We start from the raw sequence: 26111 nt of genomic DNA, 5'->3' as shown, positions 1-26111 counted from the left end.
TGCTCTCCGGCACAATGCGTGCATGGACATATTTACCTTGCACAAGGGCATGGCGCCGCTGCTGGTGAGCGTGCCGCACGACGGTACCTTCGTTCCCGATGACATTGCGGCGCGGCTGACGCCGGAGGCGCGGCGCGTGCCGGATACGGATTGGCACATTGCCCGCCTGTACGCCTTTGCGCGCGAGCTGGGGGCGTCGATGATCGTGCCCACGCATTCGCGCTACGTGGTTGATCTCAACCGCTCGGAAGATGATGTGTCGCTGTATCCGGGGCAGAACACGACCGGGCTGTGCCCGGTGGTGCGGTTCAGCGGGGAGCCGGTGTACCTGGAAGGCCAGGAGCCGACGCCTGATGACATCGCGTGGCGGGTCAAGACGTTCTGGCGGCCCTACCACCAGGCGCTGCGGGCGGAGCTGGACCGGCTGCGCGATCTCCACGGCCGGGTAGTGCTGTGGGAGGGACATTCGATCCGGGGCGAGCTGCCGTTCCTGTTTGAAGGCCGGCTGCCCGATTTCAACCTGGGTACCGCGGGAGGGGCAAGCTGCACGCCTGGCCTGCAGCAGCGGCTGGAGTCGGTGCTGGCCGGACAGGAAGGCTACGACTTCGTCGTCAACGGCCGCTTCAAGGGCGGGCATATCACCAGGCATTACGGCGATCCGTCCAGCGGGATCGAGGCGGTGCAGATGGAGACCAGCCAGCGCGCCTATATGGATGAGCGTAGTTTTGAGTATCTGCCGGACAAGGCGGAAGCCGCGCAGGAGCTGCTTCGGCGCCTGCTCCAGGCCACCCTCGCGTAGACCGTCGCCCCGTGTAGGAGCGCGCCATGCGCGCGAAGCCGCGTGACACATGGCGCCCGGGGGGGCTTCGGCCGTAACGACGTAATCGAGGCTACGACGAGCCGCCCGGATTCACGCGGCTTCGCGCGCATGGCGCGCTCCTACCGGGGCGATCGCGTCGCTGGCCCGGGTCAGACTTCCAGGGTGGCCAGGTCGCCCTTTTCTTCCAGCCATGCCTTGCGGTCGCCTGACCGCTTCTTGGCCAGCAGCATGTCCATCAGTGAATGGGTCTCGGGGCCCTCGTCCACGGTCAGCTGCACCAGGCGGCGGGTATCGGGATGGATGGTGGATTCGCGCAGCTGCGAAGGGTTCATCTCGCCCAGACCCTTGAAGCGGGTGACGTTGACCGCGCCCTTGGGGCCCTTCTTCGAGGTGCCCTCGCGCTCGATTTTCTCCAGCAGCAGGCGCTTTTCCTCTTCGTCCAGGGCGTAGAACACCTGCTTGCCCACGTCGACGCGGTACAGCGGGGGCATGGCGACGAAGACGTGGCCGGCGGCCACCAGTGAAGGGAAATGCCGCAGGAACAGTGCCGCCAGCAGGGTGGCGATGTGCAGGCCATCGGAGTCGGCGTCGGCCAGGATCACCACCTTGCCGTAGCGCAGGCCGGAGATGTCATCCTTGCCCGGGTCGCAGCCAATCGCGATGGCGAGGTTGTGCACTTCCTCCGAGGCCAGCACGCTGGTCGACGCGACCTCCCAGGTGTTGAGGATCTTGCCGCGCAGCGGCAGGATCGCCTGGAAATCCTTGTCGCGCGCCTGCTTGGCGCTGCCGCCGGCCGAGTCACCTTCCACCAGGAACAGTTCGGTCCGTGACAGGTCCTGGCTGATGCAGTCGGCCAGCTTGCCGGGCAGGGCCGGGCCCTGGGTGACCTTCTTGCGGGTGATCTGCTTCTCGGTCTTGAGCCGCGCGCTGGCGCGCTCGATCGCCAGCTGGGCGATCTTCTCGCCCAGCTCCACGTGCTGGTTGAGCCACAGGCTGAAGGCGTCGTGGGCGGCGCCCTCGATGAACCCGGCCGCCTGGCGTGAGCTCAGCCGCTCCTTGGTCTGGCCGGAGAACTGCGGGTCGGTCATCTTCAGGCTGAGCACGAACGAGACCCGGTCCCAGACGTCCTCCGGTGCGAGCTTGACCCCGCGCGGCAGCAGGCTGCGGAAGTCGCAGAACTCGCGCAGCGCATCGGTGAAGCCCGAGCGCAGGCCGTTGACATGGGTGCCGTGCTGGGCGGTGGGAATCAGGTTGACGTAGCTCTCCTGCACCAGTTCGCCTTCGGGAACCCAGGCTGCAGCCCAGTCCACAATCTCGGTCTCGCGGGCCAGGCTGCCGGTGAACAGCTCCGGCGGCAGCAGCTCACGCCCGGACAGTTCGCCGCGCAGGTAGTCGAGCAGCCCGTCTTCGTAACGCCATTCGTCGCGCTCGCCGCTGGCCTCGTCGTACAGCTTCACGGTCAGGCCCGGGCAGAGCACGGCCTTGGCCCGCAGCAGGTGGCGCAGCGGGCGCAGGGCGAATTTGGCCGTATCGAAGTACTTGGGGTCGGGCCAAAAGCGCAGCCGGGTGCCGGTGTTGCGTTTGCCCACGGTGCCGACCACATCGAGCTCGGAGGCGCGGTCGCCAGCCGCGAATGACATTGCGTATTCGTTGCCGTCGCGCTTGATTGCCACGTCCAGGCGGGTGGACAGGGCGTTGACCACGCTCACGCCAACGCCGTGCAGGCCGCCGGAGAAGGTGTAGTTGCGGTCGCTGAACTTGCCGCCCGCGTGCAGCCGGGTCAGGATCAGTTCCACGCCGGGAACCTGTTCCTCGGGATGGATATCCACCGGCATCCCGCGTCCGTCATCGGACACTTCGCAGCTGCCGTCCTTGTAAAGCGTCACCTCAACTACTTTCGCGTGTCCGGCCAGGGCCTCGTCGACCGAGTTGTCGACCACTTCCTGCACCAGGTGGTTGGGGCGGGACGTATCGGTGTACATGCCGGGGCGGCGTTTGACCGGATCCAGGCCGGTCAGGACTTCGATGTCGACGGCGTTGTAGCGGGCGCTCATGCGGTGGACGCTGCAAAAAAAGGGGGCGGTAAGCTTACCAGTCGCATTGGGCCGTCCGATGCGGGAACAGCGGGACGAAGCGCGCCGGACCCGAAGCGGGAGGCATATGCGCACTCACGCCCCCGCCGGTTTGTCATCTGGGGAAAACCCTTGTGATCCAATGGCTTGCCCGTTCCGTTAAGAGATCGTTGTTCAGTTGCGGGAAGGTGGAAGGTGCGTAGGGTTCGCATCGTCGCTGTCAGGGGAAGCGGCCGAACTGATCCACTTTCGATCCACTTCATTATGATTTTGGAGACACGACAAATGACCAAGCGCAATATTCTGTTCACTGCTCTGATTGCTGCGGCGTTCGCCGCGCCGGGCGCTTTCGCCCAGGAAGTTGACCAGCAGGCTCTGCGCGATGCCGAACAGGCCGCGCAGCAGGCTGCCGCGGCTGCTGCCGCTGCTGAAGAGCAGGCCACCGACGCGGTGGACCAGGCTGAAGTCGCCGAAGACACGGTGGACCAGGCTGAAGCCGAGGCCTGGCAGACCGAGGAAGAGGAAGAAGAGGAAGATCCGGCCTGATCCACGGATGGAACAGCGGTTCTGGAGCGCCCCGCATCTGCGGGGCGTTTTTTTTGCGCGGCGTTTCCCCCGGCCCGTTCCAGGCAATGCCATCGCAGCGGCCGCCGCCGCAGCGGAGCGCAGCGTGATGTGGACGCGGTGTAGAATGTGGCTTTCCAGCGACCAGCTGCGCCATGCCATCCCCCAGTTCTGTTACACCACTTGTTTTCGTCACCGGAGGCGTTGTTTCTTCCCTTGGGAAGGGCATCGCCGCTGCCTCGCTCGCCGCGATCCTTGAGACCCGCGGGCTGCGGGTGACGATGATGAAGCTCGATCCCTACATCAACGTCGACCCCGGCACCATGAGCCCGTTCCAGCACGGCGAGGTGTACGTGACCGACGACGGCGCCGAGACCGATCTGGACCTCGGCCACTACGAGCGCTTCGTCAACGTGCGCCTGTCGGGGAAGAACTCGATCACCACCGGCAAGATCTATGAAAGCGTGATCGCCAAGGAGCGCCGCGGCGATTACCTCGGTGCCACCGTGCAGGTGATCCCGCACATCACCGACGAGATCAAGCGCTGCATCGATGCCGCCACCCAGGGCTATGACCTGGGCCTGGTGGAAATCGGCGGTACGGTGGGTGACATCGAATCGCTGCCGTTCCTGGAGGCGATCCGCCAGATCCGCACCGACCGCGGTCCGGAAAAGGCCATGTTCATCCACCTGACCCTGGTGCCGTACATCGCCGCCGCCGGCGAGCTGAAGACCAAGCCCACCCAGCACTCGGTCAAGGAGCTGCGCTCGATCGGCATCCAGCCCGATGTGCTGTTGTGCCGCAGCGAGCAGCCGCTGCCCGACAGCGAGCGGCGCAAGATCGCCTCGTTCACCAACGTGTCGGAGAAGGCGGTGATCTCGGTGGTGGACATGGACAACATCCACAAGATCCCGCTGTGGCTGGATGCGCAGGGGCTGGACGACCTGGTGGTGGAGCGGCTGCGGCTGGGCGACCGTGTCGCCCCGCAGGCGGACCTGACCGAATGGCTGGACGTGGTGGACGCCGCGGAAAACCCCGTCGATGAAGTCACCATCGGCGTGGTGGGCAAATACGTGGACCACAAGGACGCCTACAAGTCGGTGGCCGAGGCGCTGCGCCACGGCGGCCTGCGCCAGCGCACCCGGGTGAACCTGGAGTGGATCGAGTCGCAGGACATCGAGCGCGACGGCGCCGAGGCGGTGCTGGGCGGGCTGGATGGCATCCTGGTGCCGGGCGGCTTCGGCGATCGCGGTTTCGAAGGCAAGGTGCTGGCTTCGAAGTACGCGCGCGAGAAGGGCATTCCCTATTTCGGCATCTGTTACGGCATGCAGGCGGCGGTGGTGGATTTCGCCCGCCACGTGGCCGGCCTTGAAGGTGCCAACAGCACCGAGAACGACCGCCAGACCCCGCACCCGGTAATTGGGCTGATCGCCGAGTGGCGCACCACCAGCGGCGAGATCGAACGCCGCAGCGAAGACAGCGACATGGGCGGCACCATGCGCCTGGGCCTGCAGGAGCAGCGGATCAAGCCCGGCACCCGCGCCCATGCCCTGTATGGCCAGGACGTGGTGGCCGAGCGCCACCGCCACCGCTACGAGTTCAACAACCGCTATCGCACCCAGCTTGAGGACGCCGGACTGGTGGTCAGCGCCAAGTCCCTGGACGACCTGCTGGTGGAAATGGTGGAACTGCCGGACCATCCGTGGTTCATTGCCTGTCAGGCGCATCCTGAATTCCAGTCCACTCCGCGCAGTGGGCATCCGCTGTTCATCGGATTTGTACGGGCCGCCCGCGAAAAAAAGGCAGGTGGCAAGCTGCTGAAGGAAGCCACGGCGTGACCTGCGCCGACCCATGCAGACACAGGGTTTTGTCATGAATCTATGCGGTTTCGAGGTTGGCCTGGAGCGGCCGTTTTTCCTGATTTCGGGCCCCTGCGTGGTTGAGAGCGAACAGCTGCAGGTGGACGTGGCCGGGCAGCTGAAGGAAATCACCTCGGCGCTCGGCATCCCCTTCATCTTCAAGTCGAGCTTCGACAAGGCCAACCGCACCTCGCTGGACAGCTTCCGCGGTCCGGGCATGGAGGAGGGCCTGCGGATCCTGGCTGAGGTGAAGCGCCAGGTAGGCGTGCCGGTGCTGACCGACGTGCACGAATACACGCCGATGGACGAGGTGGCCTCGGTGGTCGACGTGCTGCAGACCCCGGCGTTCCTGGTGCGGCAAACCGATTTCATCCTGCGCGCCTGCTCGGCCGGCAAGCCGGTCAACATCAAGAAAGGCCAGTTCCAGTCGCCGTGGGACATGAAGCCAGTGGTGGAGAAGGCCAAGTCCACCGGCAACCAGCAGATCATGGTCTGCGAGCGCGGCGCCAGCTTCGGCTACAACAACCTGGTCAGCGACATGCGCTCACTGGCGGTGATGCGTGACACCGGCTGCCCGGTGGTCTTCGACGCCACCCATTCGGTACAGCTGCCGGGCGGGCAGGGCGGTTCCAGCGGGGGCCAGCGCGAGTTCATCCCGGTGTTGGCGCGGGCCGCGGTGGCCGTGGGCGTCGCCGGGATGTTCATGGAAACCCACCCCGAACCCGAGAAAGCCCTCAGCGACGGCCCCAACGCCTGGCCGCTGGCGAAGATGCGCGCGCTGCTGGAAACCCTGGTTGACCTGGATGCCGCCACCAAGCGTGGCGGCTTCCTCGAACGCGAAGTCTGATCCTTCCTCCCCACTGCCCTTCCTGAGGTAACAAAGCGAGACCATGACCAAGATTGCCAAGATCCATGCCCGTGAAATCCTCGATTCGCGAGGCAATCCCACCCTTGAAGCGGAAGTGACGCTCGAGGACGGCAGTTTCGGCCGCGCCATGGTTCCCTCCGGCGCCTCCACCGGCGCCCGCGAGGCGGTGGAACTGCGTGACGGTGATCGCACCCGCTACATGGGCAAGGGCGTGCGCAAGGCGGTGGCCAATGTGAACGGCACCATCGCCGAGACCCTGAAGGGTTTTGACGCCGCCGACCAGGCCGGCCTGGACAAGCGCTTGATTGATCTGGACGGCACCGAGAACAAGGGCCGGCTGGGCGCGAACGCGCTGCTGGGCGTGTCGATGGCCAACGCCCATGCGGTGGCCGCGTCGAAGAAGATCCCGCTGTGGAAGCTGCTGGCCGGCGACCGCGCTCCGGTGCTGCCGGTGCCGATGATGAACATCATCAACGGCGGCGCCCACGCCGACAACAACGTCGACTTCCAGGAGTTCATGATCCTGCCGGTGGGCTTTGATTCGTTCTCCGAATCGCTGCGCGCGGGCACCGAGATCTTCCACGCGCTCAAGTCGGTGCTGAAGGGCCACGGCCTGAGCACCGCGGTGGGCGACGAGGGCGGCTTCGCCCCGGACCTGCGCAGCAACGTGGAAGCGCTGGACACCATCCTGGAAGCGATCGGCAAGGCCGGTTACGCCGCGGGCGAGGACGTGCTGCTGGGCCTGGACGTGGCCTCCAGCGAATTCCACGAGAGCGGCAAATACCATCTGGTGGGCGAGGGCAAGCGCCTGACCGGCGAGCAGTTCGTCGATTTCCTCGCCGACTGGTGCAGCCAGTACCCGATCATCAGCATTGAAGACGGCATGGACGAGGCCGACTGGGATGGCTGGAACCTGCTGACCGCGCGCCTGGGCGACAAGGTGCAGCTGGTGGGTGACGACCTGTTCGTGACCAATCCGAAGATCTTCCGCCAGGGCATCGACTCGGGTACCGCCAACGCGATCCTGATCAAGGTCAACCAGATCGGTACCCTGACCGAGACCCTCGAAGCGATTGCCATGGCCGACGCGGCGAAGTACGCCGCGGTGGTCTCGCACCGCTCCGGGGAAACGGAGGACACCACCATTTCCGACATCGCCGTGGCCACCACCGCCACCCAGATCAAGACCGGCTCGCTGTGTCGCAGCGACCGCGTGGCCAAGTACAACCAGCTGCTGCGGATCGAGGAATCGCTGGGCGGACAGGCGCGCTACGCCGGGCGCGACGCGTTCGTGTCCCTGCCGCGGTAAGGCCCGGCCGCCGTGCGCGTCCTCGCTCTCGTAGTGCTGGTGCTGGCGTTGCTGCTTGGATGGCTGCAATACCGGCTGTGGTTCGGCATTGGCGGGGCGGGTGACGTGGCGCAGCTGGAGGCCCAGGTAGCCCAGCAGGCGCATCAGAACGACGGCCTGCGCGAGCGTAACGCCGCGCTGGCCGCCGAAGTGGCGGACCTGAAGTCGCCCACCGGTGAGGCGGCCGTGGAAGAACGCGCACGTAGTGAGCTGGGCATGATCCGGCCCGGGGAAACCTTCTACCGGGTGGTGGACGCCCCGGCCGTGCGGACGTCGACGCGGCAGCAGCCGGAGCCTTCGCCGTGATCTGGGCAGTGGTACCGGCCGCGGGCAGCGGCAGCCGTTTCGGCGCTGAAATTCCCAAGCAGTACCTGGAGGTGGCCGGCGAGCCGCTGCTGGCCCATACCCTGCGCGCCCTGCTGGCCCACCCTGGTGTAGCCGGGGTCGTGGTGGTGCTGGCCGCGGATGACCCGCACTGGCCCGGCTGGAGTGAGCTGGAAGGCAAGCCGGTGCTGCACTGCGTGGGCGGCGAGTCCCGTGCGGATTCGGTGCTGGCCGGCCTGCATGCGCTTCCGGAGGACGTGCGGGCGGATGATTTCGTGCTGGTGCACGACGCCGCGCGGCCCAATCTCGCGTTCGCCGATCTTGATCAGCTGATCGAGCGGGGGCGCGTTGATCCGGTGGGCGCGATCCTGGCCGCACCGGTGCGCGACACCCTCAAGCGGGCGGGCAATGAGGGCGGCATCGACCGGACCGTGCCGCGCGAACGCCTGTGGCGCGCGCTGACCCCGCAGATGTTCCGTCATCTGCAGCTTTCCCAGGCCTTGGAAAAGGCGCGTGCGGCCGGCATCGAGGTCACCGACGAATCCATGGCCATGGAGCGCAAGGGCGCCCGCCCGCTGCTGATCGAAGGCCGCGAGGACAACATCAAGGTCACCACCCCGGCGGATCTGGCGTATTTCGAATTCCTGCTGTCGCGCCGTTGAGAGAAACGGCCACGGCAGGAGCGCGCATGGCGCGCCCTACGGCCGGTTGGCGGTAGCATTGCGTGATGACTGACAACATCCCGTTCCGCATCGGCCAGGGCTTCGATGTGCACGCCTTTGGTGAAGGCGACCACGTGGTCATCGGCGGCGTGCACATCCCGCACGGACGCGGCTTCGTCGCCCACAGTGACGGCGACGTGGCCCTGCATGCGCTGTGCGATGCCATGTTTGGCGCGCTGGCCATGGGCGACATCGGCACCCACTTCCCGCCCAGCGATCCGCAATGGAAAGACGCCGACAGCCGCATGTTCCTGCGCCGCTGCCGCGAACTCGTCGCCGGCCGTGGCTGGCGGCTGGGCAACGCGGATATCACCATCGTGTGCGAGCAGCCGAAGATCGGCCCCCACGCCCAGGCCATGCGTGAGCTGATCGCCGCCGACCTCCAGGTGGATATCGATGCGGTCAGCGTCAAGGCCACCACCAACGAAAAGTTGGGCCACCTTGGCCGCGAAGAGGGCATCGCAGCCCACGCCGTGTGCCTGCTGGTTCGCGCGTGAGCGCACCTGATGCCGGCGCCGGCCGGGGATTGCCGCGTGCCTGGGGAGAAACTGTGCTGCAGGCGGCCATGCGCAGCGTGGTGGAGGATTTCCGTGTCGATGAGATCGACGGTTTCGAGGCCACCGGCAGCGGCGAGCACGAGCTGCTCACGATTGAAAAGCGCGGACTGAATACCGCCGAGGTCGCCCGCCGCCTGGCGCGCTGGGCCAGCGTACCGGAGATGGCGGTCGGCTATGCCGGGCTGAAGGACCGCCATGCGGTCACCCGACAGCGCTTCAGCGTGCACCTGCCGGGACGCGAAGCGCCTTCGATCGACGCGCTGGAGGGCGATGGCCTGCGGGTGCTCGAGCAGACCCGACACGTGAAGAAAATCCCGCGCGGGGCACTGGTGGGCAACCGCTTTGAATTGACCCTGCGCGAAGTGGAGGGGGAACGCGCCGCGATCGAAGAGCGGCTTGCACGCGCCGCGGCGGAAGGCGTGCCCAACTGGTTTGGCGAGCAGCGCTTTGGCCGGGGTGGCGGCAACATCGATGCGGCCCTGGCCATGTTTGCCGGCCGCCGGGTGCGCCGCGATCAGCGCGGCCACCTGCTCTCGGCCGCCCGCTCGGAGCTGTTCAACCGGGTGCTCGCCGAACGGGTGCATGCCGGCAACTGGAACGTGCCGCTAGAGGGGGAAGCATGGATGCTGGACAGCAGCCGTGCCGCATTCGGGCCCGAGCCCTGGAGCGAGGTGCTGGCCGGACGGCTGGCCGCGTTCGATATCCATCCCAGCGCACCGCTGTGGGGGAAGGGCGAGCTGCGCAGCGAAGGCGAGGCGCGGGCGCTGGAACTGGCTGCGCTGGATACGCCCGACGCGCACGCAATGCGCCAGGGGCTGGAAGCGGCCGGCCTGCGCCAGGAGCGTCGTTCTACCCGGCTACGGCCGCAGGATCTGGCCTGGAGCTGGCTCGCAGACGATGTACTGCGCTTGAGGTTTTCGCTGCCCCGCGGGACCTACGCCACCGCGCTGCTGGCGGAGCTCGGCCCGGTCCGGGATGCCGCGCAGACCGGCTGACCGTTGGTCGGGCGCCGGCGGGAATCACAGCAGGCTGCCGCGGCCAGGCGTATAACCGGAATCGGGCGTCGACGCCCTCCGCGCCGGCGCCGTCCCGGATACCGCATGGGAGGATCCGTCATGAAAGGCCTGCTTCGTAGCTGCTTCATCATCGCCGCGTCCGGCCTGGCCGCTTGTGCCAGCCAGGCCGACATGCGCTTGGCTGCGCCGGTTGCGACTACCACCATCCAGTCCGACGTGTTCAGGAACGACGCGGCGTACATCTCGGGCGTTGAGCGGATCGCCCGGCGCCGCGGGGTGGAAGTGCATTGGATACATCCGCCGCTCCTCCGTCCTGACACAGCAGTTGTCGACAACGGGCTGGAATAATCTGGCGGAGACAGCGCGGCCGGGGTTCAGCGCGGCCTGAGCAGTACCAGCACCGCTCCCGTCCCGCCCTGGGCGGGCGGGGCGGAATGGAACGCCAGTACGTCGGCGCGCTGGCGCAGGAGGCGATCAACCATGTTCTTGAGCACGGGCGTGCCGCTCCCGTGCAGTCCCTTGCCATGCACGATCCGCACGCAGCCGCTGCCAGCGTCACGCGCTTCCGCCAGGAATTGCCGCAGCATGGATTCGGCCAGCCGCGTCCCAGCATGGTGCAGGTCCAGTTCGTCCTGGACCGCGTAATGGCCCTTGGCCAGCCTTTTGAGCATGCGCGGACTGATTTCATCGCGCCGGTAGCGCAGGCTGTCGCCGGCTTCCAGTGGACCGGACTCCAGCATCTTTGCGAACTCGCTCAGCGCCTCGCGCTCGTCACGCTCGGCCATCCGCGGGCGCGGTTCGGGGGGCGGAGCGCGCGGCGTTGCGGGCGTCTCAGGGAGCTGCCGGACCGGGCCGATGGCGTCCCGGAACAGCGCGGCATCGTCCGTGTCCACCTCGTCCTGCTTGCGTCGCCTGGCCATGCGCCCAGATTACCCGAGCCGGGCCAGTCAGGTGGGCGCATCCGCTATCATGTCGCCTCGATTCACAGCACGGGGCGGCGCGGAAAGTTTCATGCGGATACTGGTCAGCAACGACGACGGCGTAGACGCGCCGGGCATCCGGATCCTCGCCGAAGGGTTGCGCAATGCAGGTCACCACGTGCAGATCGTCGCGCCCGACCGCGACCGGTCCGGCGCGAGCAACTCCTTGACCCTGGACATGCCGCTGCGCGTGGTGCAGCTCGAAGATGAGGTCTGGCGCGTGCATGGCACGCCCACCGACTCGGTGCACGTGGCCATCCGCGGCATGCTGGAGCAGGAGCCGGACATCGTCGTATCGGGCATCAACAACGCCGCCAACATGGGCGATGACGTGATCTATTCCGGCACGGTGGCCGCGGCGATGGAGGGGCGGTTCCTTGGCCTGCCCGCGCTGGCCGTCTCGCTGGTTACCGCGGACCACGTTGGCAGGCACTACGAGACCGCGGCACGCGCGGCCGTGGAGCTGGTGCAGCGGCTCAAGGCCGACCCGCTGCCCGCCGACACCATTCTCAACGTCAACGTTCCGGATATTCCCTGGAGCGAGGTGAAAGGGTTTGAAGTGACCCGTCTGGGCAACCGTCACCGCGCCGAGCCGTGCGTGCCGCTGGAAGACCCGCGTGGCCGCAGCTGGTACTGGATCGGTCGCGCCGGGGCGGAGCAGGACGCCGGCCCAGGCACGGATTTCCACGCCGTGCGCACGGGCAACATCTCGATCACTCCGATCGTGGTTGATCTCACCCGCTATCAGGCCCTGGAACAGGTGTCGAGCTGGGTAGGCGGATTGGCCGGCCAGCTCAGGGAGAACGGGCGATGAGCCCGCGCCTGAGACTTCAGCCCGAGGCGATCGGCGTTGGCATGACCTCGCAGCGAGTGCGTGACCGGTTGATCGAGCGCCTCCGTGAGGGCGGCATCAGCAATGAGCGCGTGCTCAATGCAATGGGCCTGGTGCCGCGGCACCTGTTCGTCGATGAAGCCCTGGCCACGCGCGCCTACGATGACACCGCGCTGCCGATCGGACACGGCCAGACCATTTCCCAGCCCTGGGTGGTGGCAAAGATGACCGAAGAGGTGCTGGAGGGCGGTATGCCTGCGACGGCGCTGGAAATCGGCACCGGCTCCGGGTACCAGGCTGCGATCCTGGCCTCGCTGGGAGTCAAGGTCTACACCGTCGAGCGCATCGGCGAACTGCTGCGGGTCGCCCGCAAGCGGTTCCGGTCGCTGGGGCTTACCGTGCGCAGCCGTCACGACGATGGCCGCATCGGCTGGCCCGAGCATGCGCCGTTCGACGCCATCCTGGTCACGGCTGGTGCGCCCGCGCTGGTGGATGCGCTGACCGATCAGCTGGCGCCGGGCGGAGTGCTGGTGGCTCCGGTGGGCAGCGGCAGCGCGCAGGTGCTGGTCAAGCTGCGCAAGCACGCCGACGGCTCCCTGGAACGTACCGAGATTGCCCAGGTGATATTCGTGCCGCTGCTGGCTGGAGTGGTGGACTGATGTACCGGGTTCCTTCATTGGCCATGAGGCAGAATGATTTCCGTGGTTGGTCTGGCAGGCGCCCCGGGGTTGGGCAGGATGGAGTTGCATTGATGAGGATGGCAATCGTGCTGGTGGCTCTGAGCGTGCTGCTGAGCGCATGCGGCAGCAGCCGGGTAGTCCGCGAAGGCGGGAAGGCGTCCGCATCCACGGCGCAGCCTGGACAAACCGTGACCGTCAAGCGTGGCGACACCGTTTACCGGCTTGCCGTCAACAACCGGATCAGCCCGCTGGACCTGGCCACCTGGAATAACATCGCCCCGCCTTACACCATCTATCCCGGACAGCGCCTGCGGTTGTATCCAGCCGATGGCCGGGCCCCTGCGCGCACGGCATCGACGCCTTCGCGGCCTGCGGGTCAGTCCACCCCCACGCAGCCGCCGGCAACGCCTGCGCCGGCACCGGCGCGCAGTTCGGTGAGCTGGCGCTGGCCAGCCGATGGCCAGCTGGTGAGCCGGTTCGCTTCAGGGGATCCGACCAAACAGGGCATCGGTATTGCCGGCAGTGGCGGTCAGCCGGTGAAGGCGGCCGGGGACGGCGTGGTGGTCTACTCGGGTTCCGGCCTGGTGGGCTATGGCGAGCTGATCATCGTCAAGCACGACGACGAGTGGCTGTCAGCCTATGGCCACAACCGCGCACGCCTGGTCAATGAAGGCGAGCGGGTGCGCGCAGGCCAGCAGATCGCGGAAATGGGCCGCAGCGGTGCGGCGCGTGACATGCTCCACTTCGAGATCCGTCACAACGGCCGTCCCGTGGATCCCCTGTCCTACCTTCCCCGGCGCTGAACTTTCCAGCGCGGCCGGTCGGCGGGAGCTCGTTGGCAGTCCGGCCGGTGTGGCCGGGACCTGTGCGCTTACGAACCGCTGAGGATAAAGCCAGCCACCACCCGGCGGCCTTCGCCCGCGAGCACGTGGTAAGTGCGGGCGGCCGAGTCGTTGGCCATGGCCTCAAGGCCGATGCCGCGCGACAGGCAGGCAGCCATGATTTCCGCCGGCGGGAACACCTGACCGGGCCCTGTGCCCAGCAGCACCAGGGCAGGTGACAGCGCCAGGATCTGTTCCAGGTCCGGCATCTGCATTGCGGTGGCGTCGCGTACCGGCCAGTCTTCGATCAGAACGTCCGGGCCAACCACGAAACTGCGGGTCAGCCGGCGCTCGTTGACCAGGGCGGAGCTGCCACCGGCGCTGCGCAGGTAGAACTCGTAGTCGGGTCGTTCAAGATGAAGCTGCATGGGAGCGGTTCGCGCTATGCGTATGCGGCGCCGTCAGGCCCTGGGCAGGACGATCTGGCGTTTGCCGATGCTGGCACGGTAGAGCACGGCCACTTTGCCGATCTTCTGCACCAGTGCGGCGCCGCTGCGCTCGGCCAGTTCGGCCACAATCGCGCTGCGCTGGTCGCGGTCGTCATCGGCGATCTTCACCTTGACCAGCTCATGGTGCTCCAGCGCTCCCTCCAGCTCGGCAATCACCGGGTCGCTTACCCCCTTTCCGCCTACCTGCAGGATGGCGTTGAGATCATGAGCCTTGCCGCGGAGGAAACGGATCTGTGCGGCGGTCAGGGCGGCTGGCATACGGGTTCGCGTCAATGAGGGTGGGAGCGGCAGGGTATCATGACAGCGGCGATCTTCCGCCGCCCCCATCGCTCCCGAATCTTCCCCATGGCCCGCAGCAAGAGCAGCCAACGCTGGCTGAAAGAACACTTTTCCGACCCCTTCGTGAAGAAGGCGAAGGCCGAGGGCATGCGCTCGCGCGCGGTCTACAAACTGGAAGAGCTGGTCGCCCGCGACCGGCTGCTCAAACCGGGCATGACCGTGGTGGACCTGGGTGCGGCCCCGGGAGGGTGGTCGCAGTGGGTCCGCCAGGAGCTGGACCGCATGGATGAGTCCAGGCCGGGGCGGGTGATCGCCCTGGACATCCTGGAGATGCCGCCGCTGGCCGGGGTCGAGTTCCTTCATGGCGACTTCAGGGAGGGTGAGGTCTTATCGAGTCTTGAGACTGCCCTCGCCGGAAAGCCCGTCGACCTTGTGTTGTCGGATATGGCCCCAAACAAGAGTGGTATGGATTCGGTGGATCAGCCGCGGGTGATGTACCTGGCCGAGCTGGCGATGGATTTCGCCGACGGTCACCTGAGGCCGGGCGGCGCGTTCCTGATCAAGTTGTTCCACGGCGTGGGTTTCGACGACTACGTACGGGAACTGCGCCGCCGCTACGACCGGGTGGTGATCCGCAAACCGTCGGCATCGCGGCAGCGTTCGCCGGAAGTCTATGCGCTCGCACAGGGCAAGCGTGTACAGATGAAGTAGCATGGCGCCCGAGCGCCTGGGAAAGAATTTGAATGAATGATCTGGTCAAAAATCTGTTGCTTTGGGTGGTTGTCGCCATCGTATTGATGATGGTGTTCCAGAGCTTCAGCCCGAACACTGCCGGCCCGCAGGAAGTGCAGTACTCGCAGTTCATGGAGGAAGTGCGGAACAGCCGGATCAAGCGGGTGGACATCGCCGAGGACGAGCGCACGATCTCGTTCGAGCGCGCCGATGGTGCCCGTGGCACCGTGATCGCGCCGCGCCGCGACGAGCGCATGATCGACGACCTGATCAACCACAACGTGGAGATCAAGCAGGCGCCGCCGTCCACCGGGCCCTCGCTGGCCTACATCCTGATCAATTTCCTGCCGGTCCTGCTGATCATCGGGTTCTTCTTCTTCATGATGCGGCAGATGCAGCAGGGCGGCGGCAAGGGCGCCATGAGTTTTGGCCGTTCGCGCGCCAAGCTGCTGAACGAGGACCAGGTCAAGGTCAACTTCAGTGACGTGGCCGGCTGCGACGAGGCCAAGGAAGAAGTCTCCGAGCTGGTCGAGTTCCTGCGCGATCCCTCCCGCTTCCAGAAGCTGGGCGGCAAGATTCCGCGCGGCGTGCTGATGGTCGGCCCGCCCGGCACCGGCAAGACCCTGCTGGCACGTGCGATCGCCGGTGAGGCCAAGGTGCCGTTCTTCTCGATCTCCGGTTCCGACTTCGTCGAAATGTTCGTCGGCGTCGGTGCGTCGCGCGTGCGCGATATGTTCGAGCAGGCCAAGAAGCACTCGCCGTGCATCATCTTCATCGACGAGATCGACGCCGTCGGCCGCCACCGTGGTGCCGGCCTGGGCGGCGGTCACGACGAGCGCGAGCAGACCCTGAACCAGCTGCTGGTCGAGATGGACGGCTTCGAGGGCGGGGAGGGCGTGATCGTGATCGCCGCCACCAACCGCCCCGACGTGCTCGATCCGGCGCTGCTGCGTCCGGGCCGCTTCGACCGCCAGGTGATGGTGGGCCTGCCCGACGTGAGGGGCCGCGACCAGATCCTCAAGGTGCACATGCGCAAGGTGCCGCTGGACGATGACGTGGAGCCGATGATTGTGGCCCGCGGTACGCCCGGCTTCTCCGGCGCGGACCTGGCCAACCTGGTCAACGAGGCGGCGCTGTTCGCCGCCCGGGAAAACGCCTCGGTAGTGCGGATGGAGCACTTCGACCGTGCCCGCGACAAGATCCTGATGGGCGCCGAGCGCCGCTCGATGGCCATGAGCGAGGACGAGAAGGAGCTGACCGCGTATCACGAGGCCGGCCACGCCATCGTCGGCCGCCTGGTGCCCGAGCATGACCCGGTCTACAAGGTCACCATCATTCCCCGGGGCCGCGCACTGGGCGTGACCATGTACCTGCCCGAGGGCGACAAATATTCGATGAACAAGATCGCCATCGAGTCGCAGCTTTGCTCGCTGTATGGCGGGCGGGTGGCCGAGGAGCTTATCTTCGGTGAGGACAAGGTCACCACTGGCGCTTCCAACGACATTGAGCGGGCGACCAAGATCGCGCGCAACATGGTCACCAAGTGGGGCCTGAGCGACGAACTGGGTCCGATCGCCTACAGCGATGACGAGGACGAGGTGTTCCTTGGCCGCTCGGTCACCCAGCACAAGAGCGTGTCCGACGACACCGCGCGCAAGATCGACGAGGTGGTGCGCCTGATCCTCGATCGTGCCTACGACCGTACCCGGGAGATTCTGAGTGGCAACATGGACAAGCTGCACGCCATGGCCAGGCTGCTGCTGGAATACGAGACCATCGACGTGCCGCAGATCGACGCGATCATGGAAGGCCGTGATCCGCCGCCGCCGATGGGCTGGGACAAGGCGCGCAAGAGCGGTGACGGCGGAGACGGTGGCGATGACGGCCAGACCCTGCCGATCGGCGGCCCTGCGGAACAGACCTGATCTGACCCGACCAGCTGACTTGACCTGAGCGGAGCCCGGTACGGCCGGGCTCCGTGACCGGACGCCCTGGATGTTCGATACCACCCCAACGCTCGACTGCGCCGGCCGCCCGCTGGCGCTTGACCGCCCGCGGGTCATGGGGATCGTCAACATCACCCCGGATTCGTTTTCCGATGGTGGTGCGCACTTCGACCTGGACGCCGCGGTGGCCCACGGCCTGGCGCTCGTGGCCGAAGGGGCGGACGTCCTTGATATTGGCGGCGAGTCCACGCGCCCCGGGGCTGATGCGGTTCCGCTTGAGGAAGAGCTGCGCCGCACGGTGCCGGTCATAGAGCGTCTGGCCCGGGAAACCCCAGTACCGCTGTCGATCGACACCTTCAAGCCCGAGGTAATGCGCGCCGCCGTCGCAGCGGGCGCGGGCATCATCAATGACATTTACGGCCTGCGCCGGGAAGGGGCGCTGGATGCCGCCGCCGAGCTGGGCGTGCCGGTCGTGCTGATGCACATGCTCGGCGAGCCGCGCTCGATGCAGGATGCGCCGTACTACGAGGACGTGGTGGGCGAAGTGCACCGCTTCCTCGCCGAGCGCATCTTCGCCGCCGAAATGGCGGGCATCCCGCGGTCGCGGATCGTGGCTGATCCGGGGTTCGGCTTCGGCAAGACGACTGCCCACAACATGATCCTGCTGGCGCAGCTGCAGCGGTTCACAGAATTGGGGGTGCCGGTGCTGGCGGGGCTGTCGCGCAAACGCAGCATTGGTGAACTCACCGGGCGCAATACGCCGCTGGAGCGTGTGCACGGGTCGGTGGCGGCGCATCTGGTGGCCGCCCAGCGCGGGGCGAAGATCCTGCGGGTGCACGACGTGGCCGCCACGGTGGACGCGCTCAGGGTCTGGGAAGCGGTCGATGCCGTTCCCGTTCCCCGCACGGGGACGGTGACCGCGCAACCGCGCTGGCCGGAAGACGGGTAGACGCACCCGGGCGCCGCTGTGCCGTTGGTCACGGTGGGCTGACGTCAAGCGCATGCTGCGTTAGGCTGCGCCCTCGTTGCCGCCGTACTGGCGGCCGGATCCCGAGGGGAAGCGTTGCCCATGCTTGAAACCAGTACGCCACTTGTCGTCACCTTTCTTGCCTATCTCGCCGGCATGGTGCTGATCGGCTTCTACGCTTGGCGGTCAACCAAGAACTTCGACGACTACATCCTGGGTGGTCGCCGGCTCAGCCCCACCACCGCCGCGCTGTCGGCCGGCGCATCGGACATGAGCGGCTGGCTGATGATGGGCCTGCCTGGTGCGATGTACCTCAACGGTCTGTCAGAGGCATGGATTGGGCTTGGCCTGGTCACCGGTGCGTGGCTCAACTGGCACTACGTGGCCGGCCCGCTGCGGGTCTATACCGAAACCACCGGCAATGCGCTGACCCTGCCGGATTTCATGACCAACCGGTTCAAGGACGACAGCAAGGTGCTGCGGGTGTTGGCGGCGGTGGTGATCCTGGTGTTTTTTGCTGTGTACTGCGCCTCGGGTGTGGTCGCCGGGGGGCGACTGTTCGAGAGCGTGTTCGGCCTGACCTACGCCCAAGCCATCTGGTGGGGCGCGGCGGTAACGGTGCTCTACAGTCTGGTCGGCGGGTTCCTGGCGGTGAGCTGGACCGATGTGGCCCAGGGCACGATGATGCTGTTTGCGCTGTTGATCACGCCGATACTGGTGGTGACGCACAGCGGCGGGCTGGGTGATGGCCTTGAGCTGATCCGCGAGCTGGATCCCACCAACCTGAACTGGATTGGCGCCGGTGGCCTGGTCGCGGTCGTGTCCGCGCTGGCCTGGGGACTGGGCTACGCCGGCCAGCCGCATATCCTGGCGCGGTTCATGGCCATCGACAGCATCCATTCGATCCCGAAAGCACGCCGGATCGGCATGACCTGGATGATCCTGTGCATGCTGGGCGCGCTGGCGGTGGGCTTCTTCGGCATCGCCTACTTCGCGCTCAACCCGCAATTCGCGGCCCCCGTGGAGGCCAATCCGGAGCGGGTCTTCATCATCGCGGTGGAGCTGCTGTTCAATCCCTGGATCGCGGGCATCATCCTGTCGGCAATCCTGGCCGCGGTGATGAGCACCCTGTCCAGCCAGTTGATCGTGTGTTCCAGCGTGCTGTCGGAGGACTTCTACCGCGGCTTCTTCCGCAAAGATGCCAGCCAGCGCGAGCTGGTCTGGGTCGGCCGCGCCAGCGTGCTGCTGGTCGCGCTGGTGGCGCTGTGGCTGGCGCGCGACCCGGACAGTCGGGTGCTGGGGCTGGTGGCCTATGCCTGGGCCGGCTTCGGCTCGGCGTTCGGTCCGGTGTTGGTGCTGTCCCTGTTCTGGGGCCGCATGACCCGCAATGGTGCGCTGGCGGGAATGATTACCGGCGCAGTCGTTGTGATTGCATGGAAGCAGTTGGGGTTCGCACTGTATGAAATGGTGCCCGGCTTTGTGATGGCGACGCTGGCGATTGTGCTTGTCAGCCTGATGGGGCGGGCGCCTTCGCCAGAGATCCAGGGCCGGCACCAGCAGGTGAGGCAGTCGCTGCGGGAGACCGGCTACTGACTGGTTTCGGGCAGCGCCATAATCCGGGTATGTCAATCCACCATCGCCCGGCGGCCATCGCCATCATGGGCCCGACCGCTTCGGGTAAAACCGCGTTCGCGCTTGAATGCGCGCGCGCGCTGGGCGGGGAAATCGTCAGCGTGGATTCGGCGCTGGTGTATCGCGGCCTGGACATTGGTGCTGCCAAGCCCAGCGCCGCCGAACGCGGGCAGGTGCCGCATCATCTGATCGATGTCCGCGATCCCTGGCAGCCGTACTCGGCCGCGGAGTTCGCCGCTGACGCCCGCGTCGTGCTCGACGACATTGCCGGTCGCGGGCGGCTTCCGATCCTGGCCGGCGGCACCGGACTTTATTTCCGCTCGCTGTTGCGTGGCCTGTCGGCGATGCCGCCGGCAGATCCGGAGACACGTGCGCGGCTGGCGACACGGGCCGAAGCGCTGGGGTGGCCGGCAATGCATGCCGAACTGGCCCGGGTTGACCCGGACGCGGCGCGCCGCATCCACGCCACCGATCCGCAGCGGATCCAGCGGGCGCTGGAGGTCTATGAGCTGACCGGGCGCAGGATCAGTGAACTGCAGGCCGCGCCGTCTTCCGCACCCCTGCCGTTCCGGGTGCTGAAGCTGGTGCTGGCGCCGGATCACCGCGCCGTGCTGCATCAGCGCATCGCCCAGCGCTTCGACGCCATGCTGGAAGCCGGCTTCATTGAAGAGGTCCAGGCGCTCTTCGCCCTGCCCGAGCTGCGCAATCATCCGGCACCGCTGGACTTGCCGGCGCTGCGTGCGGTGGGCTACCGCCAGGCCTGGGAGCATCTGGATGGCGAGGTCGATGTCGACGGCTTCCGCGACCGGGCCATTGCTGCCACCCGCCAGCTGGCCAAGCGCCAGCTGACCTGGCTGCGCGGCGAACTGGACGCGCTCTGGTTTGATCCGCAGTCGCAGGCAGCGGCGCTGCGTGGCACCGTGTCCCGGTTTCTGGGGCGGTGATTTGTGTACCATCGGCCGTCACCGCCAAGGGGATCGAGGCGGTGCGCGGCCTCGGCCGCTTACAACAATAACCAAGCTGGGGATATTCCATGTCCAAGGGACAGTCTTTGCAGGATCCTTTCCTGAATGCCTTGCGGCGCGAGCGCGTGCCGGTTTCGATTTACCTGGTCAACGGCATCAAGCTGCAGGGGACCATTGAATCGTTCGATCAATTCGTGGTGTTGCTGCGCAACACGGTCAGCCAGATGGTCTACAAGCACGCCATCTCCACCGTGGTGCCGGCGCGCAACGTGCGCGTGGGACCGGGCGGGGGGCATGTGCAGGCCACATCGGAGGCTGGCGGCGCCGAGGTGGCGGCTGAGCGCGGGCCGGCTGAGCAGTAATTCCACGGGGCGCCGCGCAGGCGCCCCGCTTGACATCCGGCGTCCGCGGCCCCACATCTGCTGACATACCCCGTCAGGAGCGCACGCCGCTTGTTTGAACGCAGTGACAAGGGCGAGCACGCCCTGTTGATCCAGCCGCAGATCGGTGGCTCGGCCACCGAGGCAGCGCTGGAAGAATTTTCCGAGCTGGCCCGCTCTGCGGGCGCCAGCGTGGCCGCCGTGCTGGCCGCACGTGTCGAACGGCCCAATCCTGCCACCCTCGTCGGCAGCGGCAAGCTGGAGGAAATGAAGGCTGCCGTGGCGGCTACCGGGGCTGACCTGATCCTGGTCAACCACCCGCTTACTCCGATTCAGGAGCGCAACCTGGAGAAGGCCCTGCAGTGCCGGGTGGTTGATCGGACCGGCCTGATCCTGGACATCTTCGCCCAGCGCGCCCGCAGCCATGAGGGCAAGCTGCAGGTGGAGCTGGCTCAGCTGCGGCATATGGCCAGCCGCCTGGTGCGAGGCTGGACCCATCTGGACAGCCAGCGTGGTGGCGCGATCGGCCTGCGCGGACCGGGTGAAACCCAGCTGGAAACCGATCGCCGATTGCTGCAGAAGCGTGTGGATGCGTTGCAGAAGCGCCTGGAAAAGGTACAGGTGCAGCGAGGCCAGATGCGCCGCGCACGGCTGCGCAGCGAGCTGCCCAGGGTGGCCCTGGTGGGCTATACCAACGCCGGCAAATCAACCCTGTTCAACGCCCTGACCGGTGCCGATGCCTACGCTGCGGACAAGTTGTTCGCCACCCTGGACCCGACCGTGCGCAGGATCACCCTGCCCGGGGGCAACGTCGTGCTGGCCGATACCGTCGGCTTCGTGAGCGACCTGCCGCATGAACTGGTGGCGGCGTTCCGCTCGACCCTGGACGAGGCCCGCGAAGCCGACCTGTTGCTGCACTTGGTGGATGCGGCCGATCCGCTGCGCGACGAGCGCATCGGCCAGGTGGATGCGGTGCTCGAAGACATTGGCGCCGGCGACATCCCGCAGCTGCTGGTATTCAACAAGATCGATCGCATCGATGGCGCGACGCCGCGACATGACCAGCCGCATGCGGCCGCTGGCACAGACCAGCCGCAGCGCGAGCGGGTGTGGATCTCGGCCCGTGATCACGATGGCCTGGATCTGCTGCGTTCCGCGCTGGCCGGGAATCTCGGGCTTCGCCGCGTCATGGGCGAGCTGGAGCTGCCCTCCAGTGCCGGTCGCCTGCGCGCCCGCCTGCACGAGCTGGACGCCGTGCGCGGCGAGTCCCATGACGAGCAGGGCTGGCGTCTGCAGGTGGACCTGCCCCACGCTGATGCCGCCCGCTTGGCGGCCGAGGCCGGGGGCGCGCCGCTGCAGGCGCTGGTGGAGCAAACGGGATAAATCAACCGTGGGTGGGGCAGAGCCATCCCATCCTTGTAGAATGTGCGGTCCCGCGTCGGCGGCCCTGCCGTGGCGGCGTGAAATTTCTTTACTGGAGCAGGCATGCCCTGGAACATTCCCGGCAATAACAACCGCAGCGGTGGAGGCGGCAATGGCCGCAGCCCCTGGAAGCCCGGTGGCGGCGGACGCGGCGGCGGTGGCGGTCTCGACGGCCTCATCGACCAGCTGCGCAATCTGTTTGGCGGCGGTGGCGGCCATCCGCTGCGTTGGCTGGTGCTCGCCCTTGTCGCGTGGCTGGTGCTCACTTCCGTGGTGCTGGTGGCAGAACGCCAGCGCGGCGTGGTGCTGCGCTTCGGCCAGGCCGTACGGATCATCCAGCCGGGCCCGAGCCTGAAGCTGCCGTGGCCGATCGAGCGTGTGATCAAGGTCGATGCCACCGGCATCCGTACCTTTACCAACACCGTGCCGGTGCTGACCCGCGACGAGAACATCGTGGTGGTGTCCTTGAACGTGCAGTACCGGGTTGGCGATCCGGAGCTGTTCCTGTTCGGTACGAGGGATGCGACCCGGGTTCTGGAACAGGTGGCACAGGGCGTGGTGCGCGAGCAGGTGGGCCGTGCCGACCTGGATACCGTGCTGGGTGCCCGTGGTCCGCTTTCCGCAGTGGCTGCCAAGCAGCTGCAGGATTCGCTGGATATCTACCGCACCGGCTTGATCGTCACCGAACTGAACCTGCAGGACGCGCGTCCGCCGGACCAGGTCAAGCCGGCGTTCGATGAGGTCAACAGCGCCCAGCAGGTGCAGGAAAGCCTGATCAACGAGGCGCGTGCCTACGCGGCCAAGGTGGTGCCGGAAGCGCGAGGCGCCGCGGCCCGTACCCGTACCGTGGCGGAGGGCTACAAGACCGCTTCGATCGCACGTGCCACCGGTGACGCGACCCGTTTCACCCTGCTGCGCGACGAGTACGCGAACGCGCCGGACGTTACTCGCAAGCGCCTGTGGCTGGAGACGGTGCAGGAAGTGCTGGCTGACAACCGCACCGTGGTCGGCGGTGATGGCCGCCAGCTGATCTACGTACCGATGGATGGCGAGGCCCGCAGTGGCTCGTCGCCACCGATGGTGCCGATCGAAATGCCGCCGGCCAGCGCCGGCGGTTCGACCCAGGATCAGCCCACGCGCAGTTCGCGCACTCCCCGCCCGACCCGTGAAGGAGGCTCGCGATGAGGTTCAAGGCATTGATTCCCGTGCTGGCCGCACTGCTGGTGGTCGGAGTGATGGGTTCGGTTTACATCGTCCGCGAAGGCCAGGTGGGCCTGGTGCTGCAGCTGGGTCGCGTAGTGCGCACGGACATCGGTCCGGGCCTGCACTTCAAGATTCCGCTGATGCAGTCCGCGCACGTGTACGACCGCCGTTTCAACGCGGTCGACTTCTCGCCCGAGCGTTACCTGACCTCGGAGCGCAAGGACGTGGAGGTGGACTTCGTAGCCATCGGCTACATCTCCGACGTGGCCGATTTCTACCGCGCCACCGCCGGTGACATGGCCGTCGCCGAAGACCGGCTGGCGCCGATCATCAAGGACTCGCTGCGCAACGAGATCAACGCCCGCACCCTGACCCAGCTGGTGTCTGGTGACCGGGCGGAGGTGATCGCCAAGCAGCTGACCTCGATCAACGACGGTGCGAGCACCCTGGGCATGCAGATCATCGACATCCGCCTCAAGCGGATCGACCTGCCGACCGACAGCGACGTGATCCAGCAGGTCTACAACCGCATGAGCGCCGAGCGCAAGCAGGTGGCCTCGAGGCTGCGCGCCGAAGGTGAGGAGCAGGCCCGCGAGATCCGCGCCCAGGCCGACCGCGACCAGGCAGTGATCCTGGCCGAGGCCGAGCGCGACGCCCAGACCCTGCGCGGTGAGGGCGATGCGGAAGCGACCCGCATCTTCGGTCAGGCCGCCATGCGCGATCCATCCTTCTATGCCTTCCAGCGCAGCTTGGAGGCGTACCGGGCCGCGTTCGCGGACGGCAACGCGGTGATCGTGCTGGAGCGCGACGATCCGTTCCTGCAGTACATGCGCAGCGACAGATGAGCGAGCTCTGGGCGGCGCTGTGCCTGGTGGCGGTGCTTGAAGGGCTGTTTCTGTTCGCCGCCCCAGGCAGCTGGAAGCGGGCGGCGCATCAGCTGCTGATGATGCCGGACCGCCAGATCCGGACCATCGGCGGCGTGCTATTGGCGGCCGGCCTGCTTGCCCTCTACCTGCTGCGCGGCTCCCTGTAGGAGCGCGCCATGCGCGCGAAGCCGCGTGAATCCAGGCGATGCCACGTGGCTTCGGAAGCCGCGTCGCAACCGACGCCACGCCCGCTGTCCGTATTCACACGGCTTCGCGCGCATGGCGGCGCTCCTACTGGCGGGGGGCTGCTGATTCGCGGATAATCCATTAAAGCCGGTCGGGCACTTCGCCTGCCGGCTTTTTCCGTGTTTGCAGGAGTGTGCCGTGGGTCAGTCAGTAGTGGTTCTGGGCGCCCAGTGGGGCGATGAAGGCAAGGGCAAGATCGTCGATCTGCTGACGCAGGACATCGGTGGGGTGGTCCGCTTCCAGGGCGGGCACAACGCCGGCCATACCCTGGTGATCGGTGGCAAGAAGACCGTGCTGCATCTGATCCCCTCCGGCATCCTGCGTGAAGATGCGCTGTGCCTGATCGGCAACGGCGTAGTGCTCAGCCCGGCTGCGCTGATGAAGGAGATCGGCGAGCTGGAGGCGGCGGGGGTGGAGGTGCGCTCGCGGCTGAAGATCAGCCCGGCCACGCCGCTGATCATGCCGTACCACATTGTCCTGGACCAGGCGCGTGAGAAGGCCGCCGGCGGCAAGGCGATCGGCACCACCGGCCGCGGCATTGGCCCGGCCTATGAAGACAAGGTGGCCCGTCGCGGCATCCGCGTAGCCGACCTGCACTACCCGGACCAGCTGGCCGAGCTGCTGCGCAGCGCGCTGGATTATCACAACTTCGTGTTGACCAAGTACCTGGGCCAGGAAGCGATCGATTTCCAGGAGACCTACGACGAAGCGCTGGCTTTCGGCGAGTACGTGGAGCCGATGAAGTCCGACGTGGCCGGGATCCTCCATGACCTGCGCAAGCAGGGCAAGCGGGTGCTGTTCGAAGGCGCGCAGGGTTCGCTGCTGGACATCGACCACGGCACCTATCCCTACGTCACCAGCTCCAACACCACCGTTGGTGCTGCGCTGGCCGGCACCGGCGTGGGAGCGGATTCGATCGACTACGTGCTGGGCATCTGCAAGGCCTACGCCACCCGCGTCGGTGGCGGACCGTTTCCCACCGAGCTGGAGGACGAGGCCGGCCAGCGCCTGCGCGACCGCGGCCAGGAATACGGCGCCACCACCGGGCGCCCGCGTCGCTGCGGCTGGATCGACATCGTGGCGCTCAAGCGCGCGGTGGCGATCAACGGCATCACCGGGCTGTGCATCACCAAGCTGGACGTGCTGGATGGCTTCGAGCGGCTGAAGATGTGCATCGCCTACCGCTATCGCGGCAAGGAAACCGAATACGCCCCGCTCGATGGCCAGGGCTGGGACGAATGCGAGCCGGTGTACCTGGAGTTCCCGGGCTGGAGCGAGAACACCCACGGCGTCACCGACTGGGACGAACTTCCTCCTGCCGCGCGCGCCTACCTGCGGGCGCTGGAAGAACTGGCCGGCTGTCCGATCTCCATTGTCAGCACCGGCCCGGATCGTGCCCACACCATGGTGCTGCAGGATCCGTTCGCCTGAATCGAAAGCGATGACCGGTGGCGCCGCCGTTACCCGGCCTGCCACCGGTCGCCGTGAAACGGAAAGGCAG

General features: G+C 66.8%; 28 protein-coding genes. 24 read left to right on the top strand and 4 right to left on the bottom strand.

Translation table 11 applies throughout. The annotated features are described in order from the left end of the window. The first annotated feature begins 22 nt into the window (after positions 1–22). Positions 23–799, top strand: a complete 777-nt coding sequence (gene hutG / locus ACW7G2_RS12210; protein ID WP_456976150.1) for an N-formylglutamate deformylase — start codon at positions 23–25, stop codon at positions 797–799. A 170-nt stretch (positions 800–969) separates the two neighbouring features. Here hutG and parE read toward each other — a convergent pair whose 3' ends face one another. After that, complete coding sequence (gene parE, locus ACW7G2_RS12205) at positions 970–2874, bottom strand: DNA topoisomerase IV subunit B (protein ID WP_456976148.1); 1905 nt, start codon at positions 2872–2874, stop codon at positions 970–972. A 303-nt stretch (positions 2875–3177) separates the two neighbouring features. Here parE and ACW7G2_RS12200 point away from each other — a divergent pair, with 303 nt between their 5' ends. The 9 genes from ACW7G2_RS12200 (at position 3178) to ACW7G2_RS12160 (ending at position 10498) form a co-directional block, all read left to right on the top strand. Next, positions 3178–3438, top strand: a complete 261-nt coding sequence (locus tag ACW7G2_RS12200; protein WP_456976146.1) for a hypothetical protein — start codon at positions 3178–3180, stop codon at positions 3436–3438. Between the two features lie 173 nt (positions 3439–3611). Further along, positions 3612–5294, top strand: coding sequence for a CTP synthase (locus tag ACW7G2_RS12195; RefSeq protein ID WP_456976144.1), 1683 nt, complete (start codon positions 3612–3614; stop codon positions 5292–5294). A 34-nt stretch (positions 5295–5328) separates the two neighbouring features. Continuing rightward, a complete protein-coding gene (gene kdsA / locus ACW7G2_RS12190) occupies positions 5329–6162 on the top strand; it encodes a 3-deoxy-8-phosphooctulonate synthase (protein WP_456976142.1) in 834 nt (277 codons plus the stop codon). Between the two features lie 43 nt (positions 6163–6205). After that, complete coding sequence (eno, locus tag ACW7G2_RS12185) at positions 6206–7492, top strand: phosphopyruvate hydratase (RefSeq protein WP_456976140.1); 1287 nt, start codon at positions 6206–6208, stop codon at positions 7490–7492. Positions 7493–7504: 12 nt separating this feature from the next. After that, positions 7505–7837 (top strand): cell division protein FtsB, encoded by a 333-nt coding sequence (ftsB, locus tag ACW7G2_RS12180; protein ID WP_456976138.1) that lies wholly within the window; start codon positions 7505–7507, stop codon positions 7835–7837. Next, entirely contained in the window at positions 7834–8517 is a 684-nt protein-coding gene (gene ispD / locus ACW7G2_RS12175; protein WP_456976136.1) for a 2-C-methyl-D-erythritol 4-phosphate cytidylyltransferase, read from the top strand. The genes ftsB and ispD overlap by 4 nt, the downstream gene beginning before the upstream one ends. Before the next feature lie 65 nt (positions 8518–8582). Continuing rightward, the gene (gene ispF / locus ACW7G2_RS12170; RefSeq protein ID WP_456976134.1) at positions 8583–9074 is read left to right on the top strand and encodes a 2-C-methyl-D-erythritol 2,4-cyclodiphosphate synthase; all 492 of its coding nucleotides are present in this window, start codon (positions 8583–8585) and stop codon (positions 9072–9074) included. Beyond that, entirely contained in the window at positions 9071–10129 is a 1059-nt protein-coding gene (gene truD / locus ACW7G2_RS12165; RefSeq protein WP_456976132.1) for a tRNA pseudouridine(13) synthase TruD, read from the top strand. Before ispF ends, truD begins: the two co-directional genes overlap by 4 nt. 120 nt (positions 10130–10249) lie before the next feature. After that, positions 10250–10498: a hypothetical protein gene (locus ACW7G2_RS12160; RefSeq protein WP_456976130.1), complete on the top strand. Its 249-nt coding sequence runs from the start codon at positions 10250–10252 to the stop codon at positions 10496–10498. A 26-nt stretch (positions 10499–10524) separates the two neighbouring features. On the opposite strand, the gene ACW7G2_RS12155 is transcribed toward ACW7G2_RS12160, so the two are convergent. After that, positions 10525–11070, bottom strand: coding sequence for a Smr/MutS family protein (locus ACW7G2_RS12155; RefSeq protein WP_456976128.1), 546 nt, complete (start codon positions 11068–11070; stop codon positions 10525–10527). A 91-nt stretch (positions 11071–11161) separates the two neighbouring features. On the opposite strand from ACW7G2_RS12155, the gene surE reads away from it, so the two are divergent. From surE to ACW7G2_RS12140, 3 genes are all read left to right on the top strand, one after another. Continuing rightward, a complete protein-coding gene (gene surE, locus ACW7G2_RS12150) occupies positions 11162–11944 on the top strand; it encodes a 5'/3'-nucleotidase SurE (RefSeq protein WP_456976126.1) in 783 nt (260 codons plus the stop codon). After that, positions 11941–12621 carry a protein-L-isoaspartate(D-aspartate) O-methyltransferase gene (locus tag ACW7G2_RS12145; RefSeq protein ID WP_456976124.1) on the top strand — a complete coding sequence of 227 codons (681 nt, stop codon included), beginning with the start codon at positions 11941–11943 and terminating at the stop codon, positions 12619–12621. The genes surE and ACW7G2_RS12145 overlap by 4 nt, the downstream gene beginning before the upstream one ends. Before the next feature lie 92 nt (positions 12622–12713). Further along, positions 12714–13445 (top strand): peptidoglycan DD-metalloendopeptidase family protein, encoded by a 732-nt coding sequence (locus ACW7G2_RS12140; protein ID WP_456976122.1) that lies wholly within the window; start codon positions 12714–12716, stop codon positions 13443–13445. 68 nt (positions 13446–13513) lie between these two features. Here the strand turns inward: ACW7G2_RS12140 and ACW7G2_RS12135 are convergent, their stop codons facing one another. Further along, positions 13514–13891 carry an Mth938-like domain-containing protein gene (locus ACW7G2_RS12135; protein WP_456976120.1) on the bottom strand — a complete coding sequence of 126 codons (378 nt, stop codon included), beginning with the start codon at positions 13889–13891 and terminating at the stop codon, positions 13514–13516. A 33-nt stretch (positions 13892–13924) separates the two neighbouring features. Beyond that, complete coding sequence (gene yhbY / locus ACW7G2_RS12130; protein ID WP_456976118.1) at positions 13925–14230, bottom strand: ribosome assembly RNA-binding protein YhbY; 306 nt, start codon at positions 14228–14230, stop codon at positions 13925–13927. An 87-nt stretch (positions 14231–14317) separates the two neighbouring features. On the opposite strand from yhbY, the gene rlmE reads away from it, so the two are divergent. The 11 genes from rlmE to ACW7G2_RS12075 all read left to right on the top strand — a co-directional run bounded on the left by rlmE (position 14318) and on the right by ACW7G2_RS12075 (position 26041). Then, a complete protein-coding gene (gene rlmE, locus ACW7G2_RS12125) occupies positions 14318–14962 on the top strand; it encodes a 23S rRNA (uridine(2552)-2'-O)-methyltransferase RlmE (RefSeq protein ID WP_456976116.1) in 645 nt (214 codons plus the stop codon). Between the two features lie 32 nt (positions 14963–14994). After that, the gene (ftsH, locus tag ACW7G2_RS12120) at positions 14995–16908 is read left to right on the top strand and encodes an ATP-dependent zinc metalloprotease FtsH (RefSeq protein ID WP_456976114.1); all 1914 of its coding nucleotides are present in this window, start codon (positions 14995–14997) and stop codon (positions 16906–16908) included. Positions 16909–16978: 70 nt separating this feature from the next. Next, a complete protein-coding gene (gene folP / locus ACW7G2_RS12115) occupies positions 16979–17878 on the top strand; it encodes a dihydropteroate synthase (protein ID WP_456976112.1) in 900 nt (299 codons plus the stop codon). 120 nt (positions 17879–17998) lie between these two features. After that, positions 17999–19489, top strand: a complete 1491-nt coding sequence (gene putP / locus ACW7G2_RS12110) for a sodium/proline symporter PutP (protein ID WP_456976110.1) — start codon at positions 17999–18001, stop codon at positions 19487–19489. A gap of 29 nt (positions 19490–19518) precedes the next feature. Further along, positions 19519–20472: a tRNA (adenosine(37)-N6)-dimethylallyltransferase MiaA gene (gene miaA, locus ACW7G2_RS12105; protein ID WP_456976108.1), complete on the top strand. Its 954-nt coding sequence runs from the start codon at positions 19519–19521 to the stop codon at positions 20470–20472. A gap of 89 nt (positions 20473–20561) precedes the next feature. Next, entirely contained in the window at positions 20562–20855 is a 294-nt protein-coding gene (hfq, locus tag ACW7G2_RS12100; RefSeq protein WP_456976106.1) for an RNA chaperone Hfq, read from the top strand. A 90-nt stretch (positions 20856–20945) separates the two neighbouring features. Next, a complete protein-coding gene (gene hflX, locus ACW7G2_RS12095; RefSeq protein ID WP_456976104.1) occupies positions 20946–22256 on the top strand; it encodes a ribosome rescue GTPase HflX in 1311 nt (436 codons plus the stop codon). 102 nt (positions 22257–22358) lie between these two features. Continuing rightward, positions 22359–23480 carry an FtsH protease activity modulator HflK gene (gene hflK, locus ACW7G2_RS12090; protein ID WP_456976102.1) on the top strand — a complete coding sequence of 374 codons (1122 nt, stop codon included), beginning with the start codon at positions 22359–22361 and terminating at the stop codon, positions 23478–23480. Continuing rightward, positions 23477–24343, top strand: coding sequence for a protease modulator HflC (gene hflC / locus ACW7G2_RS12085; RefSeq protein ID WP_456976100.1), 867 nt, complete (start codon positions 23477–23479; stop codon positions 24341–24343). Before hflK ends, hflC begins: the two co-directional genes overlap by 4 nt. Continuing rightward, complete coding sequence (locus ACW7G2_RS12080; RefSeq protein ID WP_456976098.1) at positions 24340–24531, top strand: DUF2065 domain-containing protein; 192 nt, start codon at positions 24340–24342, stop codon at positions 24529–24531. Before hflC ends, ACW7G2_RS12080 begins: the two co-directional genes overlap by 4 nt. A 217-nt stretch (positions 24532–24748) precedes the next feature. Then, the gene (locus ACW7G2_RS12075; RefSeq protein ID WP_456976096.1) at positions 24749–26041 is read left to right on the top strand and encodes an adenylosuccinate synthase; all 1293 of its coding nucleotides are present in this window, start codon (positions 24749–24751) and stop codon (positions 26039–26041) included. Positions 26042–26111: the final 70 nt, after the last annotated feature.

This window comes from Luteimonas sp. A277, assembly GCF_054052045.1.
This window is presented reverse-complemented; position numbering and strand designations above follow the sequence as displayed.